At 36.7% G+C, this 18,023-nt stretch carries 17 protein-coding genes; 5 read left to right on the top strand and 12 right to left on the bottom strand.

What is annotated here, in order from left to right:
- Nucleotides 1–102: 102 nt before the first annotated feature.
- A complete protein-coding gene (locus tag P0092_RS10130) occupies nucleotides 103–1,110 on the top strand; it encodes an SDR family oxidoreductase (protein ID WP_004620384.1) in 1,008 nt (335 codons plus the stop codon).
- 72 nt (nucleotides 1,111–1,182) lie between these two features.
- On the opposite strand, the gene P0092_RS10125 is transcribed toward P0092_RS10130, so the two are convergent.
- Nucleotides 1,183–1,890 (bottom strand): thioesterase II family protein, encoded by a 708-nt coding sequence (locus P0092_RS10125; protein WP_004620383.1) that lies wholly within the window; start codon nucleotides 1,888–1,890, stop codon nucleotides 1,183–1,185.
- A 196-nt stretch (nucleotides 1,891–2,086) separates the two neighbouring features.
- On the opposite strand from P0092_RS10125, the gene P0092_RS10120 reads away from it, so the two are divergent.
- Nucleotides 2,087–2,779 (top strand): 4'-phosphopantetheinyl transferase family protein, encoded by a 693-nt coding sequence (locus tag P0092_RS10120; RefSeq protein ID WP_004620382.1) that lies wholly within the window; start codon nucleotides 2,087–2,089, stop codon nucleotides 2,777–2,779.
- A gap of 50 nt (nucleotides 2,780–2,829) precedes the next feature.
- Here the strand turns inward: P0092_RS10120 and P0092_RS10115 are convergent, their stop codons facing one another.
- The 4 genes from P0092_RS10115 to iorA all read right to left on the bottom strand — a co-directional run bounded on the left by P0092_RS10115 (nucleotide 2,830) and on the right by iorA (nucleotide 7,048).
- Nucleotides 2,830–3,261 (bottom strand): ACT domain-containing protein, encoded by a 432-nt coding sequence (locus tag P0092_RS10115; RefSeq protein WP_004620381.1) that lies wholly within the window; start codon nucleotides 3,259–3,261, stop codon nucleotides 2,830–2,832.
- A gap of 48 nt (nucleotides 3,262–3,309) precedes the next feature.
- The gene (locus P0092_RS10110; RefSeq protein WP_004620380.1) at nucleotides 3,310–4,611 is read right to left on the bottom strand and encodes a phenylacetate--CoA ligase family protein; all 1,302 of its coding nucleotides are present in this window, start codon (nucleotides 4,609–4,611) and stop codon (nucleotides 3,310–3,312) included.
- 123 nt (nucleotides 4,612–4,734) lie between these two features.
- Nucleotides 4,735–5,310 (bottom strand): indolepyruvate oxidoreductase subunit beta, encoded by a 576-nt coding sequence (locus P0092_RS10105; protein WP_004620379.1) that lies wholly within the window; start codon nucleotides 5,308–5,310, stop codon nucleotides 4,735–4,737.
- A gap of 1 nt (nucleotide 5,311) precedes the next feature.
- The gene (gene iorA / locus P0092_RS10100) at nucleotides 5,312–7,048 is read right to left on the bottom strand and encodes an indolepyruvate ferredoxin oxidoreductase subunit alpha (RefSeq protein ID WP_004620378.1); all 1,737 of its coding nucleotides are present in this window, start codon (nucleotides 7,046–7,048) and stop codon (nucleotides 5,312–5,314) included.
- Nucleotides 7,049–7,321: 273 nt separating this feature from the next.
- On the opposite strand from iorA, the gene P0092_RS10095 reads away from it, so the two are divergent.
- Both P0092_RS10095 and P0092_RS10090 read left to right on the top strand, forming a co-directional pair.
- Nucleotides 7,322–8,452, top strand: coding sequence for an LCP family protein (locus tag P0092_RS10095; protein WP_004620377.1), 1,131 nt, complete (start codon nucleotides 7,322–7,324; stop codon nucleotides 8,450–8,452).
- 18 nt (nucleotides 8,453–8,470) lie between these two features.
- The gene (locus tag P0092_RS10090) at nucleotides 8,471–9,115 is read left to right on the top strand and encodes a DedA family protein (protein WP_004620376.1); all 645 of its coding nucleotides are present in this window, start codon (nucleotides 8,471–8,473) and stop codon (nucleotides 9,113–9,115) included.
- Between the two features lie 8 nt (nucleotides 9,116–9,123).
- Here the strand turns inward: P0092_RS10090 and P0092_RS10085 are convergent, their stop codons facing one another.
- The 6 genes from P0092_RS10085 to P0092_RS10060 form a co-directional block, all read right to left on the bottom strand.
- Nucleotides 9,124–9,390 carry a late competence development ComFB family protein gene (locus tag P0092_RS10085; RefSeq protein WP_004620375.1) on the bottom strand — a complete coding sequence of 89 codons (267 nt, stop codon included), beginning with the start codon at nucleotides 9,388–9,390 and terminating at the stop codon, nucleotides 9,124–9,126.
- Between the two features lie 60 nt (nucleotides 9,391–9,450).
- Nucleotides 9,451–10,335 carry a shikimate dehydrogenase gene (gene aroE, locus P0092_RS10080; protein ID WP_004620374.1) on the bottom strand — a complete coding sequence of 295 codons (885 nt, stop codon included), beginning with the start codon at nucleotides 10,333–10,335 and terminating at the stop codon, nucleotides 9,451–9,453.
- A gap of 18 nt (nucleotides 10,336–10,353) precedes the next feature.
- Nucleotides 10,354–10,920, bottom strand: coding sequence for a YqeG family HAD IIIA-type phosphatase (locus P0092_RS10075; RefSeq protein WP_004620373.1), 567 nt, complete (start codon nucleotides 10,918–10,920; stop codon nucleotides 10,354–10,356).
- 83 nt (nucleotides 10,921–11,003) lie between these two features.
- Nucleotides 11,004–13,091, bottom strand: a complete 2,088-nt coding sequence (locus P0092_RS10070; protein WP_004620372.1) for an ATP-dependent helicase — start codon at nucleotides 13,089–13,091, stop codon at nucleotides 11,004–11,006.
- A gap of 8 nt (nucleotides 13,092–13,099) precedes the next feature.
- Complete coding sequence (locus tag P0092_RS10065) at nucleotides 13,100–15,460, bottom strand: helicase C-terminal domain-containing protein (RefSeq protein ID WP_004620371.1); 2,361 nt, start codon at nucleotides 15,458–15,460, stop codon at nucleotides 13,100–13,102.
- 148 nt (nucleotides 15,461–15,608) lie between these two features.
- The gene (locus P0092_RS10060) at nucleotides 15,609–16,118 is read right to left on the bottom strand and encodes a GNAT family N-acetyltransferase (protein WP_004620370.1); all 510 of its coding nucleotides are present in this window, start codon (nucleotides 16,116–16,118) and stop codon (nucleotides 15,609–15,611) included.
- A gap of 90 nt (nucleotides 16,119–16,208) precedes the next feature.
- Between P0092_RS10060 and P0092_RS10055 the strand changes: the two genes are divergently transcribed.
- Nucleotides 16,209–16,505, top strand: a complete 297-nt coding sequence (locus P0092_RS10055; protein ID WP_004620369.1) for a hypothetical protein — start codon at nucleotides 16,209–16,211, stop codon at nucleotides 16,503–16,505.
- Nucleotides 16,506–16,604: 99 nt separating this feature from the next.
- On the opposite strand, the gene rpoN is transcribed toward P0092_RS10055, so the two are convergent.
- A complete protein-coding gene (gene rpoN, locus P0092_RS10050; protein WP_004620368.1) occupies nucleotides 16,605–17,963 on the bottom strand; it encodes an RNA polymerase factor sigma-54 in 1,359 nt (452 codons plus the stop codon).
- Nucleotides 17,964–18,023: the final 60 nt, after the last annotated feature.

The following is an 18,023-nucleotide window of genomic DNA, read 5'->3' as shown; positions in this document are numbered from 1 at the left end:
ATCATATGATTATGTATTTATTTTTATTATCGTTATATAATACTTTTATATATTATTTACCAGTACAAATGATTGAAATAATAAAATCAAAGGAGACCAATTATGAAGGCATTATTTGTTGGTGGAACCGGCATTATTAGTTCGGCAATATCGTCCGCTTTAGTTGAACAGGGTTGGGAGCTTTATCTGCTTAACAGAGGTAACAGAACCGAAAGACTTCCTGAAGGAGTAAAACTTCTAAGGGCTGATATAAATGATGAAGAACTTGTGTGTTCTCTTATAAAAGATGAGAATTTTGATGTTGTGGCAGATTTTATTGCCTTTGTACCTTCACAGGTTGAACGTGATATCAGACTTTTTTCAGGCAGAACAAAGCAGTACATATTTATTAGTTCTGCTTCAGCCTATCAAAAGCCCTTGTCTGATTTTCGTATAACAGAATCAACTCCACTTGCAAACCCTTATTGGGAATACTCACGCAATAAAATTGCTTGTGAGGAGCTTCTAATGTCCCAATACCGCAGCAATGGCTTTCCGGTAACTATCGTACGCCCCAGCCACACTTATGATGACAGCAGCATCCCTTTGGGTGTTCATGGAAATAATGGCAGTTGGCAGGTAATTAAGAGAATGCTGGAAAACAAACCTGTGATTATTCACGGTGACGGTAGCTCTCTATGGACTTTAACATATAACACTGATTTTGCTAAAGGTTTTATTGGCTTAATGGGCAATATACATGCCATTGGCGAAGCAATTCATATTACTTCCGATGAAAGCCTTACATGGAACCAGATTTACGAGATAATTGCTTCTGCTTTAGGAGTAAAACTTAATGCTGTACACATTGCGACTGATTATCTTGCAGCATCCGGCGACTATGATTTCACAGGCTCCCTTTTGGGGGATAAATCAAATACGGTTGTATTCGACAATTCAAAAATAAAAAGGTTGGTACCGGGTTTTAATGCAACTGTGCGCTTTGATCAGGGGGTCAGACTTGTTTTGGAAAATATTCTTTCACATCCGGAACTCCAGACCCAAGACAAAGAATTTGATGACTGGTGTGATACAGTTATCTATAATTATATGAATTCCATAAAGAAGTAATTGTTTCTTCCTGACACACTAAAATGTCGGAACCAAAGGACAGTTTATGGTTCCGACATCTATTTTTTTTAATTAACGATTCAAAGTTTTGTTAATTGTATTCATGATTTGCTCCATTTGATTATGCAGAAAAAAGTGTCCGCCATCAAACTCAATTACCTCTGTTCTGCCTGATGTATATTCTCCCCATCCCTTCATTCCTTCAAAGCTGGTCATTTTGTCCTCTTTCCCGTTAAAGACTGTTATGTCACAGCTTAATTTTTCATCTTTATCTATATAAATATACTCTTCTATCAGTTTATAATCAGACCTTAATATTGGCAAAAACAATTGCCGCAATTCCATATTTTCAAAAACCTCTTTTGGTGTACCTCCCAGTTCATAAACCTCATTTATAAATTTTTCATCGGGTAAATTATATATTTTTTTATCATTATTATAAAGTGCAGGGGGGCATCTGCCTGAGAAAAAAAGGTGCAGCGGCTCTGTTTTTTTGTTTTTATGAATTTTCTGAGCCAGTTCAAGTACGATGGAGCTTCCCATACTATGTCCCAACAAAGCATAGGGCTGTTCATCAATTGACGATGATATTTTGCCGTAAACATCATTTATTACTTCTTCCATATTATTGTATAATGGCTCGCTTATCCTATGTCCTCTCCCTGCAAGTTCCACAGGCATTACTTTTATATTTTTGTCGGCAAAATGTTTTAACTTGGAATATATGCTTGAGGAACCCCCGGCATATGGAAAGCAAAAAAGATTAATTGTATTCTTCATATTACTCCTCTTGATAAATAGTTTCAATATTTTATAAACTTTTTACTCTTAACCCAATATATTATATATTATACAGTTTTGGATTTCCATAGTTCCTGCTTAATCCCTATATAAACTTCACAAATATGTAAATCTCTGTTAGAATAGAATTCGGTGTATAAGCTATGTATGCTGTTTTATGAAAGGTTGGGGTTTCTTGATTAATTTATATGGAATTAACATTTCTGCATGTACTGATGATAATATAAATTTACTAAAAAGATTAATTTCTGATGAGAGAAAAGCAAAAATGGAAAAGTTTTTATTTAAGGAGGATTCTATAAGATGTCTTCTTGGTGAAATTATTGCCAGATATGCCATAAGTAAAGACTTAAACATAAAAAATGAAGATATCAGTTTCAAAACGGACTCTTTTAATAAACCATACCTGCCAATTGCGGACAAATCTGTTCTTTACAATATATCCCATTCCGGAGAATGGGTTGTCTGTATTATTTCAGATAAACCTTGTGGAATAGACGTGGAACTTATAAAACAAGCGGATTTTGGCATAGCAAAAAGATTTTTTTCACAGAATGAATATGAAAGCCTTATGAGCCAACCGGAGCATTACCGTACCAGATACTTTTTTATGCTTTGGACATTGAAGGAAAGTTACATAAAAGCTGATGGAAGGGGTTTGTCACTGCCTTTAGATTCTTTTTCCATTAACATAGGGTCGGACAGAATATGTGTATCCGCAAAAGACAACAATAACCTTTCAAATTGCTTTTTCAGTCAATTTGAAATTGACAATAGCCACATTGTTTCCGTATGTTCTAAGGAAGACAATATTCCTGATAACATATGTCTTGTAACAGTTCAGGATATTTTAAATACTTTACGCTGATAAAGGGCTGCCTCAAAAATATAAGAGGCAGCCCTTTATAGCTGTGCTATTTATGCACAATAAATCTTGTCGCTTGGTAGTATTTCTATTCCGGATTTCACTAAAGTTTCTATTGCCGTCTCTGGGTTTTCAACTCTCAAAATTACAAATGCTTCATTACCTGTTTTTCCTACAAAAGCATACATATATTCAATGCTTATGCCATTATCACGAAGAATGTCCAATGACTTTGCAAGTCCTCCCGGCTTATCTTCAACTCCAATTGCAATAACGCTGGTACAGCTTACCGTAAACTGCTGCTCACTCAAAAAACGCTCAGCATCTTCCGGCTTATTAACAATAAGTCTTAATATGCCAAAATCCGTAGTATCAGCTATAGACATGGCGCAGATATTAATGTCATTATCCGCAAGTGTTCTGGTTACATCAGCCAACCTTCCTGATTTATTTTCTAAGAAAACTGAAATTTGTTTAACAAGCATGGTTAACAGGCCTCCTTTATAATTGTTAATGAATTAACTTAACCCTTATTATATAACCCTTTTATCAATAACTCTTTTTGCCTTACCTTCGCTGCGCTGAATGGATTTAGGTTCAACCAGCTTGATTTTTGCACCTATTCCCAAAGTACTGTTGATTTCCTTAGAAATCTTCTTTTCTACATCTTCCAGCTTTTTTACTTCATCTGAGAATAAGCTTGGAGTTATTTCAACCTGAATTTCCAGTGTGTCCAGATTATCTTTTCTATCCACTACCAACATGTAATGAGGTGCAGTCTCGCCAATTGATAACAGAACACTTTCCACCTGTGAAGGGAAAACATTTACACCTCTGATTATAAGCATGTCGTCAGTTCTGCCGGCAACCTTGTTCATTCTTACTTCTGTACGTCCGCATTCACATTTATCATAATTCAACGAAGAAAGGTCTCTGGTTCTGTACCTTATTAAAGGAAGCCCTTCTTTTGTAATAGTCGTAAATACAATTTCACCTTCTGAGCCTTCAGGAAGTACTTCCCCTGTATCAGGATCAATAATTTCCGGAATAAAATGATCTTCCGGTATATGCATGCCGCTCTGATAATCACATTCACATGCAACTCCAGGCCCTATTACCTCGCTTAGCCCATATATATCGAAGGCTTTAATTTTTAGTCTGTCCTGTATTTCCTGCCTCATACTTTCCGACCAAGGCTCCGCCCCGAAAATGCCGGCCTGCAGCTTTAAATCGCTTCTCTTGATTCCAAGCTCTTCCATCTCCTCAGCCAAATATAAAGCATAAGAAGGCGTACATGCAAGATGAGTTGTACCGAAATCCTGCATAATTGAAAGCTGCAGCTTTGTGTTTCCTGATGAAGTAGGTATAACTGTAGCTCCCAGTTTCTCACCGCCATAATGAGCACCCAGGCCTCCGGTAAATAATCCGTAACCGTAAGATATCTGCAGGAATGAGTCCTTTACTGCTCCGGCAGCCGTAAAGGTTCGAGCAATAACCTCAGACCAAACATCAAGGTCATTTTTGGTGTAGCCTACAACCGTTTTCTTACCGGTTGTTCCCGAAGATGCATGGACTCTGACAATTTCACTCATAGGTACTGCAAACAGTCCGTATGGATATGTATCTCTCAGGTCCTGCTTATAGGTAAAGGGTAAGTTTTTCAAATCATCAACAGACTTGATATCTCCGGGCAACATTCCCTTTTCCTGCATCTTCTTTCTGTAAGTAGGTACATTATCATATACCAGCTTTACAGTTTTAATTAATCTTTCCGATTGAACCTTACGCATTTCTTCTCTGGACATACATTCGTATGCCTTATTCCAATATAACATAAACTTTCACCCTCCCAAGAATAAATATAAATTTATATATTCTTTGCCATCATCCCACGCGGAATGGCTTTCAGGGTTTACTTACAAAATGTAGCCCCACACAAAAGCAATAGGCTTAAATTCTTAATTATGATAATTGTAGCCTTCCTCAAAGGCTTTGATATTTACATCAAGTACCTTTGCAGGAACAACTTCATTTATGGCTTCCATAAATATTTTTTTATCAATACCTGCTAATTTAGCCATTACTCCAAGCAGAACAATATTTACAGCCTTTATCGTCCCACATTCTCTGGCTATTTTTAGTGCGTCAAGTGAGTAAATGCTATATGATGTCTTTAAGTTGTCAAGTATTTTTTCAGGATACTTAGCCTTTCCTATAATTACAGGCATTGGATCAATTTCCTGCTCGTTAACTATCATCTTGCCGTCTTTATGAAGATACTCCACCCACCTTAGGGCTTCTAACTGTTCAAAGGCAATAATGAGGTCGGCCTCGCCCTTTTCAATAAGAGGTGAATATACCTTCTCCCCATACTTTACATATGTAACAACGCTGCCGCCTCTTTGGGACATACCGTGTACCTCTGAGACCTTAACGTCAAAATTCAGTTTCAATGCAACTGTTCCCAGTATTCTGCTGGCCAGAAGAGTTCCCTGTCCGCCAACACCAACTATAAGTAGATTTAATTTTTTCACCTTATTCACCCGCCCTTTCAATAGCACCAAATCCGCATATTTTGGTGCAGAGCTTGCAACCTACACAAAGTGCAGGGTTTATTTCAAGGTGATCGCCCTTCTCAACTATGGCCGGACATCCTATTTTCATGCACATTCTGCACTTTTTACATTTATCCTGGATTATTCTGTGGCTTCCTTCATATTTAACATGCTTCAAAAGTGCACAGGGGCGCTGAGAAATTATTACCGAAGGCTCGTCTGCATCAGTTTCAGCTTTTACAACCTTCTCAAATTCCTTTATATCAAAAGGATCTACCACGGTAACTCTGTCAACACCAACTGATTTGCAAAGAAGTTCAAGATCTACCTGTTTTGTAGGTTCACCCTTGATTGTAAATCCCGTTGTCGGGTTGTGCTGGTGACCAGTCATTCCTGTAATTGAATTATCAAGAATGATTACAGTGGAGTTACCTTTATTATATACGATATCTATTAAACCTGTAATACCTGAATGTATAAATGTTGAATCACCGATAACTGCAACGGTTTTTTTTCTGAATTCGGCTCCACGTGCTTTTTCCAGCCCGTGTGCAACACCAATGCTTGCTCCCATACAGACACATATGTCCATTGCTTCGTTAGGAGGCAACGCGCCAAGGGTGTAACAGCCGATATCTCCGCTGACGGTCAGGCCCAATTTTTTGATAACGTAGAACATGCCTCTGTGAGGACATCCCGGACACATTACGGGAGGTCTTACCGGAACGGCATTATTGGAAGCTTCCTTGGAATCAAACTTTTTATCAAGTAGTTTTTCCGCAACCAGTTGAGCGCTAAACTCACCGGTTACAGGAAGCTTTTCCTTACCTATTACTTTTATGCCCATTTTCTTAATTTGATTTTCAAAGAATGGCTCCAACTCTTCTACTACATACAGAGTTTTTACATTTGCCGCAAACTCAGCAATAAGTTTTTCAGGAATTGGGTGTACCATACCTATTTTTAATACAGATGCATCGGGCATGGCTTCTTTTACATACTGATATGAAATTCCGCTGGTTATAACCCCAATGTCTTTGCTTGCCATTTCAACTTTGTTTAGTCCGCTATCATTTGAGAATTCTCTCAAAGCAGCCATTCTTTTTTCAACTACAACATGTCTTTTTCTTGCCATAGCAGGCATCATGACATACTTGTTTGCATCCTTGGAATATTGTTTTAACTTGTAATCTTCTTTATCCATCATTTCAACAGCACTTTGGGAATGGGATACCCTGGTGGATAGTCTGACGATTACAGGACAGTCATATGTCTCACTTATGGAGAACGCCTGTTTTACGAAGTCCTTACATTCCTGAGAGTCAGAAGGTTCAAGCATTGGAACCTTTGATGACCTTGCATAGAACCTGCTGTCCTGTTCATTCTGGGAACTGTGCATCCCAGGGTCATCAGCAACCATTATAACAAGACCTCCGTTTACGCCGGTATAAGATACTGTAAATAGAGGGTCTGCTGCAACATTAAGTCCTACGTGTTTCATGGAACATATGGATCTTGCTCCTCCGATGGATGAACCTATAGCAACCTCAAGCGCCACCTTTTCATTCGGTGCCCACTCGGAATATATTTCGTCATATTTTGATATGTACTCAGTAATTTCAGTACTAGGAGTTCCCGGATAAGCAGCTGCTACTGAGCAACCTGCCTCATATGCTCCTCTTGCCACGGCTTCATTGCCGAGCATGAGCTTTTTCATTGATATTCCCCCGTCTCTTTTTGATTAATTATTGTAATACTTGATTACAATCAGCATACATTGTTTATTATTATAAAGTATTATCAGTGTAAAGTAAATGAAGAAATTCGACACGTTTAGCACTTTACAGGGGGTTTTTTCAGTGTTTTAAGTATGTAAAATTTGAACAAACTTTTAATTATACACCAGAACAGATTATTTATATAAATTTTCAATAAATATATGATATAATAATTGCTGACTGTAAACTATAAACTATTAAGAGGTCTTAAGATGAACACTAGAAAATTCACTTATATAATTACTATAGTAGTAGGCATATTTCTTTTTGGAATGGGAGCAGTATTGCTTTACTACGCTAACAGCGTAACAGGAGCAGACGGTAAAAATGCTGTTCCTGCCATACTCCAAGGACTTAACTCCACCACCAGTAAGGAACCTATGAACTTCTTCCTGATGGTAGGTGACAAGTCAAGCGGTAATACGGATTCAATGATGGTAGCAAACTATAATCCCGAAAAAAGACAGGTAAGCATCGTTACAATACCGAGAGATACTAGGGTTAAATTAAAAAATAATATACTTCCAAAAATCAACGCGGCTTATGCTGCAGGAGGAAGGAACCATGAAGGTGCAAAATATTCAGCTGAGGTTGTTAGTAAATTAACAGGAATCAATATCAACTATTATGTTCATATCAATATTTCCGCAATCAAGAAGATTACAGATATGCTTGGAGGAGTTTATTTTGACGTTCCTGTTGATATGAAGTATGATGACCCTACTCAAAATCTTCATATCAATTTGAAAAAAGGCTCTCAGTTGCTGGACGGTGACGGGGTTGAACAATTGCTGCGTTTCAGAAAACCAAACGGCGAGCATTATTCGCAAGAGTTAAAAGAATTTTATGACGGTAGTGATATAAAGAGAACCGAGATGCAGATGAAGTTTATAAAAGAATTTATAAAACAAAAGCTAAAGGTACAGAATATTCCAAAGCTAAATCCTGTGATTAATTATGCTTTTCAAAATATTATAACAAATATGACTTTATCAGATGCGTTAAAGATGTCCACCGGACTCATAAGTATTTCCCCTGACAACTTTAACTCTTTCCGTCTTGACGGTGAAGACAAGTATATAAACAGAGGATGGTACTACTTATACAATGGTAATTTAATCAATATTGAATCAAAAGAGTCTCTTCCGTCGGCTGAGGTAGTTGAGAATTATTTCTATTCTGCCAACGGTATAGCGACACCATCAGGTGAACTCTATGTCCCTGATGAAAGTAGCAATAATGAGGACGAAGTTAAGTCCCCTCCTGTTACAAAAAAGTCTGTTACTAAAAAGCATAATCCCTCAAATTCAAAAACTGATACTAAAGGAACATCAAAGGGATAAATTTTAAGGAGTGTAAAAATGACTACTGTTATTCACAATATTTTAATGCCTTTAATAGATATTATAGAGGGTATGGGAGTCTGGGGGATTGGGCTTTGGATGCTCTTTGAAAGCAGTTGTATTCCTCTTCCGAGTGAAATTATACTGCCTTTTGGAGGAATGATGGCCTCTCAGGGGAGCATTACTCTTCTTGAAGCAAATATTGCTGCAGCCGTGGGCAGTCTTATTGGTTCTATGATTGCATATTTGGTTGGTTCCTACGGCGGAAGACCTTTCATACTGAAATACGGAAAGTACTTTTTTGTATCAGAAAAGAATTTTTATAAAGCAGAAGAGGTATTCAGAAAAAGAGGTATGCTGGCTGTGTGCTTGGGAAGACTTCTTCCTGTAATCAGAACATTTATTTCTTTACCTGCCGGAATTGCTAAAATAAATAAATTAAAGTTTTTTATTTTCTCAACAATAGGAATGCTTCCATGGAACTTTACTTTGATTTATCTGGGTTATGTCTTCGGAAAGGATTACGAGACTAAAATCAGGCCGTATTTTAAGGGTTTTGAAAATATAGTAATAGCGCTGATTTTAATCTGTATTGTCCTATTTATAATTCACAAGATTATTTCCTCCCGCAGAGAAAGCAATAATTCTATGGGAGATAAGTAGTTATTGAGTTATTCGTGTCTGGGTGTTTTTTTGACAAGAACTGCTGCTTTTGTAATAGCTAAAATGACGTCTACCTCAAATTGATTTCTTAAACTGTTTACCTTTGAATACAGCTCACCTTTTTCAGAGGCAATGTATTTCGGAGGAAGGCTGTTAAGAGCAAGAGCAGCTATATCCTTAACGCACAATTCGCATTTGCACATGCTGATATCGTCCAGAACGCCGTCTATCAGATTGAATACAACTTCTTCCATATAATTTTTCAACGTTACCATACTTTCATCCCCTTATACCAACTTATAAAATGACATACATTAATCATTTCGTTAATATTTTTAAAATCCCTCTATATTTTCAATAATTTTTAAAAGTTCATTGGTTTCTTTTCTTTCAACCTTAATACCCGTCCAAATCTCAAAAGATGAAACTCCTTGATTAATCAGCATCCCAAATCCATTTCTTATCTTGCATCCTGCATTTTCTGCCTGTATTAAAAATCTTGTTTTTTTAGGTACATATAGAACGTCGTAAACCAGTTGAGTTCCGTTGAAGTTGAAATCGATATCAAAAGGAGTTGAATCAAGATACGTACTCATTCCGGCAGGTGTTGTGTTTATAACAATCTGGCTGTTTTCAATTGCTTTATCAAGTTTGTCTTTCTCAGGAAGCATTGTACTAACAAGGTTTCCGAAATTGCCGTTTACAAGATTAGAAATACTTTTTGCGTTGGCCTCTGTCCTGTTTACTATTGTCAGATGTTCTATGCCTTCCATTGCAAGCCTGACAGCTATAGCCCTTGACGTTCCTCCTGCCCCCAATAGCATTACTCTCTTACCTTTAAATGTGGTTCCAAAACCATCACAAAAATCCCTGACAAAACCTTCGGCATCGGTATTAGAACCTATGAATCTTCCGTTTTGCTTTTTTACGGTGTTAATTGCACCCATAAGCATACCTTCTGCTGAAACCTCATCCAGATAATTTATAACATCCTTTTTATATGGAACAGTTACGTTAAAACCTAAAAAGTTTATACCCTTTAATCCATTCATGACCTGTTCCAACTTTCCTGTTTCAACAAGTACAGGTAAGTAAACACCATTTACTCCAAATTTTTTAAATAGTGTATTATGAATAAAAGGTGACTTAGTATGCTCAATTGGATTACCAAGCACACCATACAACTGTGTTTTTCCGTTAACAAATTCAACCAAGTTCATTGGCTTGCCCCCCAAATGTTATTTTAAACGGCTTCTTTCTATTTGAAGCCTATTCTTTTTCCATTCATTTCTTACTTCCAGTCCGGACTTTTGTACATTGCTAAAACGACCTAAGACTCTTTTTTCTATATGCCTTTTTAATCTGACATACAAAATCTCTTTTTTATCTATGGGCTTTACAAGTACAGTTAGCATATTTACTTTATTTCCCCCATATATATCTGTAAATATCTGGTCACCTATAACCGCTACACTTTCAGGCTCAAGCCCCATTTTTTCCGCCGCCGCAAGAAAAGCTTTTCCTGCCGGTTTGTATGCTCTGTGTATTGCCATTACCGACATTTCTTTGTTGAACCTCGTTACCCTTTTAAGTGAAGCATTCGAAAGTATACAAACCTTGAAGCCTATTTTTTGCAGTTCAGCCACCCAGCTTATTGCATTTTCGTCAGCATCCAATGTATGCATAGGTACAAGGGTATTATCTATATCAAGTATAACCCCTTTTATTCCTCTTTCTTTAAGTATATTTATATCAATATGTCTTATACTATCAAAATATAAGTCAGGATAATATTTTTCAATCATGTAAATTCCTCCATATCAAACTATGATAGCAAAAGGTATTATGTTTTGCAAACCATTTTAAGCTTCTTATTATGTTGTGTGTACTACTCAAATTGTAATAGTTTATTTTCAAGGCAAAGCTGTAAGTCAAATTTTCTGCAACCCACCTTGAAAAACTTTATTTCTATTAATTTCTTATGGTTTGAAGGGTCCTCCACTATTGAAAGTACTACGCCTCTGCCGAATTTGGCATGGTTTACAAATTTCCCTTCATCTATATTATCTATTATGTCCTTTTGCAAAAGTTGTACAACCTCATTTACAAAAACAGAAGGTAAAACTTTTTCATTATTGACTAATCCGGGATGGAGGAGATAAAGTTTTTTTCTTGCTCTTGTCATTCCAACATAAAAAAGTCTCCGTTCTTCTTCAAGTACGATTTTTTCAGAGTTTTCAATAACCTTGTCCCCCGGAATCTCACTGTTTACAAGGTCTATCATAAATACATTGTCATATTCAAGTCCCTTTGATGAGTGCAAAGTGCTCAGAGTTATTTCATTTTTTTCATCCTCGTGCCTATAGCCCCCATCCAGAAATATTTGCTCCAACTCCTGTAGCCGCATGAGAAATGAAGAAATAGTAGGACAATCAGCTGATATTCCGTGTAAAATCCCGTAAAGCTTGTTGAGGTAATCAAAGGACTGACCGGATATGGTACTGTAATCATTAATACTTTCCAGATACCTGAAGTTATTTTTTATATACTCCAATGCCGCCCAAGGATTCTTCTTTGCTAACGATGCAAATTCTCCTTTTAGTTCCCTCATTGCATTTAGCTGGAAGGGTTTTAAGTCATGACTATTTATTATTCTGTCAATTACATTTTCATTGTCATCACCCTGCAAGGCACAATCCAGCATGGATTTTGATATAAATCTATTCATTCTGAAGCATATTTTTGCAAATGCTTCCGTGTCACAACCATAAAGTGCAAAGAGCAGGAAGGCACATACTTCCTGTACAAGCCAGTGTTTGAAAAAAAACAGTCTGTTCTGCCTGATTCTGAAGGATATTCCATTCCTTTGCAGTTTATCCGAAACAAGAATTGACGAGAGGTTGTTTCTGTACAAAATCCCAGCGCTTTTTTGCTTTTTTCCTTTAAGGAGTTCTTGTATATTTTTTAGTAAAAAATCCTGCTGGCCACTCTCATTATCAGCTCTGATAATCATTGGGTCATCAGCCCTTTTATTATTGGTTTTGTGCGCTTTTACATACCTTTTGTCATTTTTCATTATGAATTTGCTGGTAAGGTCTACTATATTACCGGAAGACCTGTAGTTATTCTCAAGTCGGAAAAGCCTGAGATTTTCAAATTCATTACTTATATTAAGAATATACTGGGGTTCGGCTCCCCTGAATCGGTAAATTGACTGGTCATCGTCAGCCACAATAAATATATTCCCGTCCGCTCCTGCCAACAGCTTGAGAATGGCAAACTGTATATTGGACAAGTCCTGGCCTTCGTCAACTTGTATATATTTATATTGTCTTTTATATTCTTTTAATACCTGCGGATATCTTGAAAGAATACTATAGGCATATGTAAGCATATCGTCAAAGTCTATCATGAGATTCTTTTTCTTGTAATCTTCATAGGTTTTATAGACCTTTTTGAATTTCTTTGAGCTAAAAAAGCTGTCATCAGCATTTTTTATCATTTTATTTTTTATATAGCTTATTTCATTTATAAGATTATCCAGCTCATCATCGCTTATTTTCGCACTGTATATGCTGTAATACATATCCTTTAACAGCATTTTTTTATTAATATCTTCTTCCGTACCCTCAATACGCCTCAAGCTCTGCCCCTTCATTGTCTCATAGCCTCGGACTACTCTATTACAGAAGCTGTGAAGAGTGGCGAATTGTACTTTTTCATTTATCCTGCTTCCGTAGTACTTTTTGAAACGCCTGTCCATTTCAAGCTGAGCGGCCTTATTAAAGGTTAGCGTCAGAATACTTTTTGGATTAATGCCTGATTTAATTAAATTATAAACGCGGTTTACAATAACAGTTGTTTTTCCGCTGCCGGGACCGGCGATAAGTAAAACCGGCCCTTCAACAGTAAGTACCGCTTCTCGTTGTTCGTGACTTAAATCTTTAAATTCCATTTCTATTTCAGATTGTGTCATTTATTCACCTATTCAATATTTTTATCAATCCAGAATTGCTCCAACTTTTTTCCCAGAAGTCCCGTATCCTGTACACGCAATGCATGTTCCCAATGTCTCGGAAACAGCCGCCTGTAGCTGCCATTTGAGAATCTTTCGTCCAGCAGTATTACTAACCCCACGTCCTGTTCCGAGCGAATTACCCTGCCTGCTGCCTGTAGAACTTTGTTCATTCCCGGATACATATATGCATTTTCAAAACCCATTCGGTTTATGCTTTGATAATAATTCATGATTATATCTTGTTCGGGGCTAACCTGAGGAAGCCCTACCCCTACTATAACGGCTCCTATTAGTCTGTCTCCCTTCAAATCTATACCCTCTGAGAAAATCCCTCCAAGTACACCAAAAGATACGAGACTCTTTTCTCTGCCCGATTGAAAATTGCTTAGAAAGCACTCTCTCTCTTCCTCTGTCATGGAAGCTTCCTGAATTATTGTATCAGTTTCGGGATATTGCTCTGTAAAGCGTGCATAAACCTCGTTCATGTATTTATATGAAGGAAAAAACACTACATAATTCCCAATCTTTTTGCTTATAGTAAGCCATATTATGTCTACTATTTTATCATAACTTTTATCCCGGTTTTTATATCTCGTAGAAATACTATCATTAACAATAAGACATAGGTTTTCTTTATTAAAAGGGGAAGCAAGATTTATGTTATAATCCTCTTTGTCCCCTCCCAATACATCCATAAAGTAGTTTAAGGGTGTAAGAGTTGCAGAGAAAAAAATCGCTGTTTTACCTCTTTTTACTGCATCTGCAAGTAAAAAAGAAGGGTCCAGACAAAAAAGCTTTACTCTGACATCATTTGATTTTGTTTCTATAAATGTAACATATCTTTCATCGTAAAAATCAGCCATTCTGGTAAAAGCTATTGAATTGAAATAAGTCTCTAAAAGCTGGTCAAAACCATCTATGTTGCTATTTTGATTTTTAAGTATCCATTCTTCTGCTTCCGATATAAAACTGTTCAACATTCTATACAGGTCAGTCAGCTCTGCTTTGCTGATAATAAAGCCTTCGTCCTTGCATTGTTTACGAAGAGCCACCATATAGGAATTTATCTTGTTTAATATTCTTGCAACTTTAGGAACTCTTGACATCATAAGCTTTTTTGCTTCTAGATAACCGGATTTATATATTTGAGCAGAAAACATTTCTCTTGCTCTATCCACCAGATTATGAGCTTCGTCTACCAAAAAAGCATAATCTCCCGTATTGTTGAGAAAAAACCTTTTTAGATATACCCTTGGATCAAATGCATAATTATAGTCGCAAATAATGCCGTCCGCCCACAAGGAAAGGTCAAGACTGAATTCAAAGGGACATACCGTATGTTTATGGGAATATTCTTCTATTACATCTCTGGACAGGTTCTCAGAATTTTTCAGCACATCTTCCAGTGCATTGTTAACCCGGTTATAATGACCTTTGGCGTACTCACAAAAATCGGGATTACAGCTTCCTTCTTTGTTGAAGCATATTTTATCCTTTGCCGTAAGTGTTATGGTTCTGAATGCCAAACCGCATTCTCTCATTTTTGAAAATGCCTCTTCGGCCACCTGCCTTGTAATGGTTTTTGCAGTGAGATAAAATATTTTTGAAATGTGTTGTTCGCCTAAAGCTTTGACCGCTGGAAACAGTGTTGATATGGTTTTACCAATACCTGTAGGGGCCTGAGCAAACAATTTTTTGCCCTGAGCTATTGTTTTATATACTGCAACTGCAAGCTCCCGCTGTCCATTTCTGTATTCTTTAAAGGGAAATTCCAGAGTTTTTATTGAAGTATCTCTTTTATTACTCCATGAATCCGATATACGGGCCCAAATTACATATTTGTCCAACAATTCTTCAATAAAAACCGTCAGCTCTTCAAGAGAAAACTGTTTCCTGATTCTCTTAATTTCCTCTGTTTCTATGTGAAAATATGTTAATTGTACATATATACTGTCAAGTTCATTCTGCACGGCATAAATATAAGCATAGCACTTAGCCTGTGCCCAATGCAGAAAACTAAAATCTTCATCAATAAATTCAATCGGACGGATTGTTGATTTTATTTCATCTATTACAGCTCCGCCCGGTTCAGCTATTATACCGTCAGCACGACCCTCAAGTCTGAATATAAAGTCGTCTGTGTTAAAATCGTGGACAAGGGAGACTTCTTTGTTATATAATTCCCCGCCCTGTTTTTGAATTCTCTGGTGTATTTTTGTCCCTTCCAGCATTCTGCCCGAGGAAACAAGCCTGTTATCAATGTCACCGGACCTCAAGACCAGCTCAACAAGATTTCTGATTGAAATTTTTATCTCGGGTTTGCCCATATCTTTGTATATTAGCCTCCATCTGCAAAAAATATTAATTGATAATCAGTAAAATAGCTGACCGGTAAACCAATCAGCTTCATCAGAGAACGTCAGTTCTTATTATATCAATAAATAATTTCTTTTTCAATGTCACATCTATTATACTTTACTTCAGATTTCTGTACCTTGCCATTAAATATCCGTCAGCATATTTACCATTTCTTACAGCCATATACTTTTTTGTGCCTTCTATCTGAAAACCATGGGTCTTGTAAAAGCCTACAGCCGTTTCATTTTCTACAAATGCAGTTAATTCCACACGTACAAGCATCAGCCAGTTATCTGCCAAATCCAGAATTTTCTCTAATAATGCTGTCCCTATTCCCTTTCCCTGATAATCCTTATGTACCATTATCCCTATAGATGCAGTGTGCTTGGTTCTCGGAGTCTGGCTTACAATCAGAGAAACCGTACCAACTACTTTTTTAGCCCCGTTTTCATCTGTCTCAGCCACCATTTGATATTGATTTTGACCAAGAGACTTAATAAACTCTTCTGTTTGATCTATTCTTTCACTGAATAAACCTAGAAGATTTTCTCTCACCCTATCCATTGTGTACATCTCATTTATGTATGGTGCATCCTCAATACGTATGGGCCTTATAGTATAATCCATATTTCAGCCTCCTTTTATTTATAAAATAAACTATGAATAACAAATTAATTAACTGGCAATTTTAATAATAAATCTAATTTGGAGGCACATATGTCTGAAAACAGTTTAATATGCCCTGTTTGTAATAACAGTAATTTTTTAATTAAATATGAAGCAACTTATGTCTACTCATATATAATCGATTCCGATGCTCCCGGCCTTAGAAATAAAAATGAATTCCTTCCTTTTATGTTTGATAACCGGGAACAGAAGGACACAAAACAATTCGTTGAATGTACTACCTGCGGTTCGCAGTTCAGGTGCTACTTTAATCAATGGGATAATAAAATAGGGCTAAAAGCTTTACAAGAAGCAATCAGCCAGCATCAACCCCACAATCCGTTGTAATGTGTGTTATACAAATGGATTACTTTTAATTATTCCATACATTCTATTACAATTCACTTTGCAAAGTCAAGTTTTTATATTACTGCCACTTAAAGTATCCTAGTATTCCTTTCTCATCCCTGCCTTTGGTATTTCCATGTCCTCTCTGTACTTGGTTATCGTTCTTCTGGCAATACTTATTCCTTTTTTGTTCAGTATTTCTGCAATCTTCTGATCACTATAAGGTTTCTTTCTGTCCTCTTCCGTAATTATCTTTTTAATATCTGATTTTATAGCATCCGGCACTATTTGAGAATCATAACCGATAGAAAGCCCATTTGTAAAAAAGTAATCAAGCCCAAATATCCCCCATGAGCATTGAAGATATTTTCCTCTTATGGCACGACTCACAGTAGACTCGTGTATTTGCAGCTTATCTGCAATACATTTCTGGTTCATAGGTATAAGGTAACTTGGACCCTTATCAAAAAAGCCAATTTGTTGGTTCACAAGCATTTTTGTAACGTTTAGCAAGGTGTTATTTCTCTGGGTTATACATTTGATAGCCCAATCAGCTTCTTTCAATTTATCTGATATATAGTTCTTGACATTATCGGAAGGATTTTGTGAAAGGACATTCCGATAGTAGCTGCTAATTGAAATATGAGGATCTGAGAAATTATTTAAAAGCACCTCATAGTAATCGCAGAATTTTACTATGACCAAATCCGGTGTTTGGTAATGAATATCTCTTTTTGCCCCAAACCCCATTCCGGGTCTGGGATTCAACTTTTTAATAATTTTAAATGCATCATTAACTTTATCTATTGAAACACCCAATGTCTTAGCTATGAGATTCAGTTGATTCTTTCCAAGTAATTCAAGATAACAGTTTACCAGTGTAATCACTAGTGGATTATTTTGATTCAATCTCTCTAATTGGAGTAGAAGACATTCTTTTAAGTTTCTTGCACCTACACCGGCGGGCTCCATTAATTGGAGCTGGTGTAAAGCCATTTCTGCCTTCTTTTCATCAATTCTGAGAGCCTTTGCCATATCATCTGTTTTCTCTTGAAGATACCCGTTTTTATCAATACAGCCTATCATATATTGAATTGTCTTACAGAGTTCCTTTGGTGCTTTCATTAAGTTTAATTGCGATTGCAAATGCTGATATAAATCCTCCTCATCCCCCCGCATATAATGTGCCACGTCTTTATTTTCTTCATCCTCTTCAAGGTCATGGTTGTAAACTCTGTACTCTTTGTTTACAGAGTCAAGCCATTCGAGTTTTTTTCTAAGTATCTCAGATCTGTCATTATCATAGGGTTGGTCGTCAAACTCCACAACAGGGTTGTCCACAGCTAATTGTTTAACATAATCCATTAATTCCTGTGTACTCATCTGCAGAATCTCCATAGATTGTTGCATCTGCGGAGATATAGCCATTTTCTGATTCAGATTTATTTCAATATTCATACATTACCTCCGGTAATTACAACAACCAATAGTCCGGAGCTATTAAGCCCCAGACTATTG

Source organism: Ruminiclostridium papyrosolvens DSM 2782, assembly GCF_029318685.1.
GTDB classification, from domain to species: domain Bacteria; phylum Bacillota; class Clostridia; order Acetivibrionales; family DSM-1351; genus Ruminiclostridium; species Ruminiclostridium papyrosolvens.
This window is presented reverse-complemented; position numbering and strand designations above follow the sequence as displayed.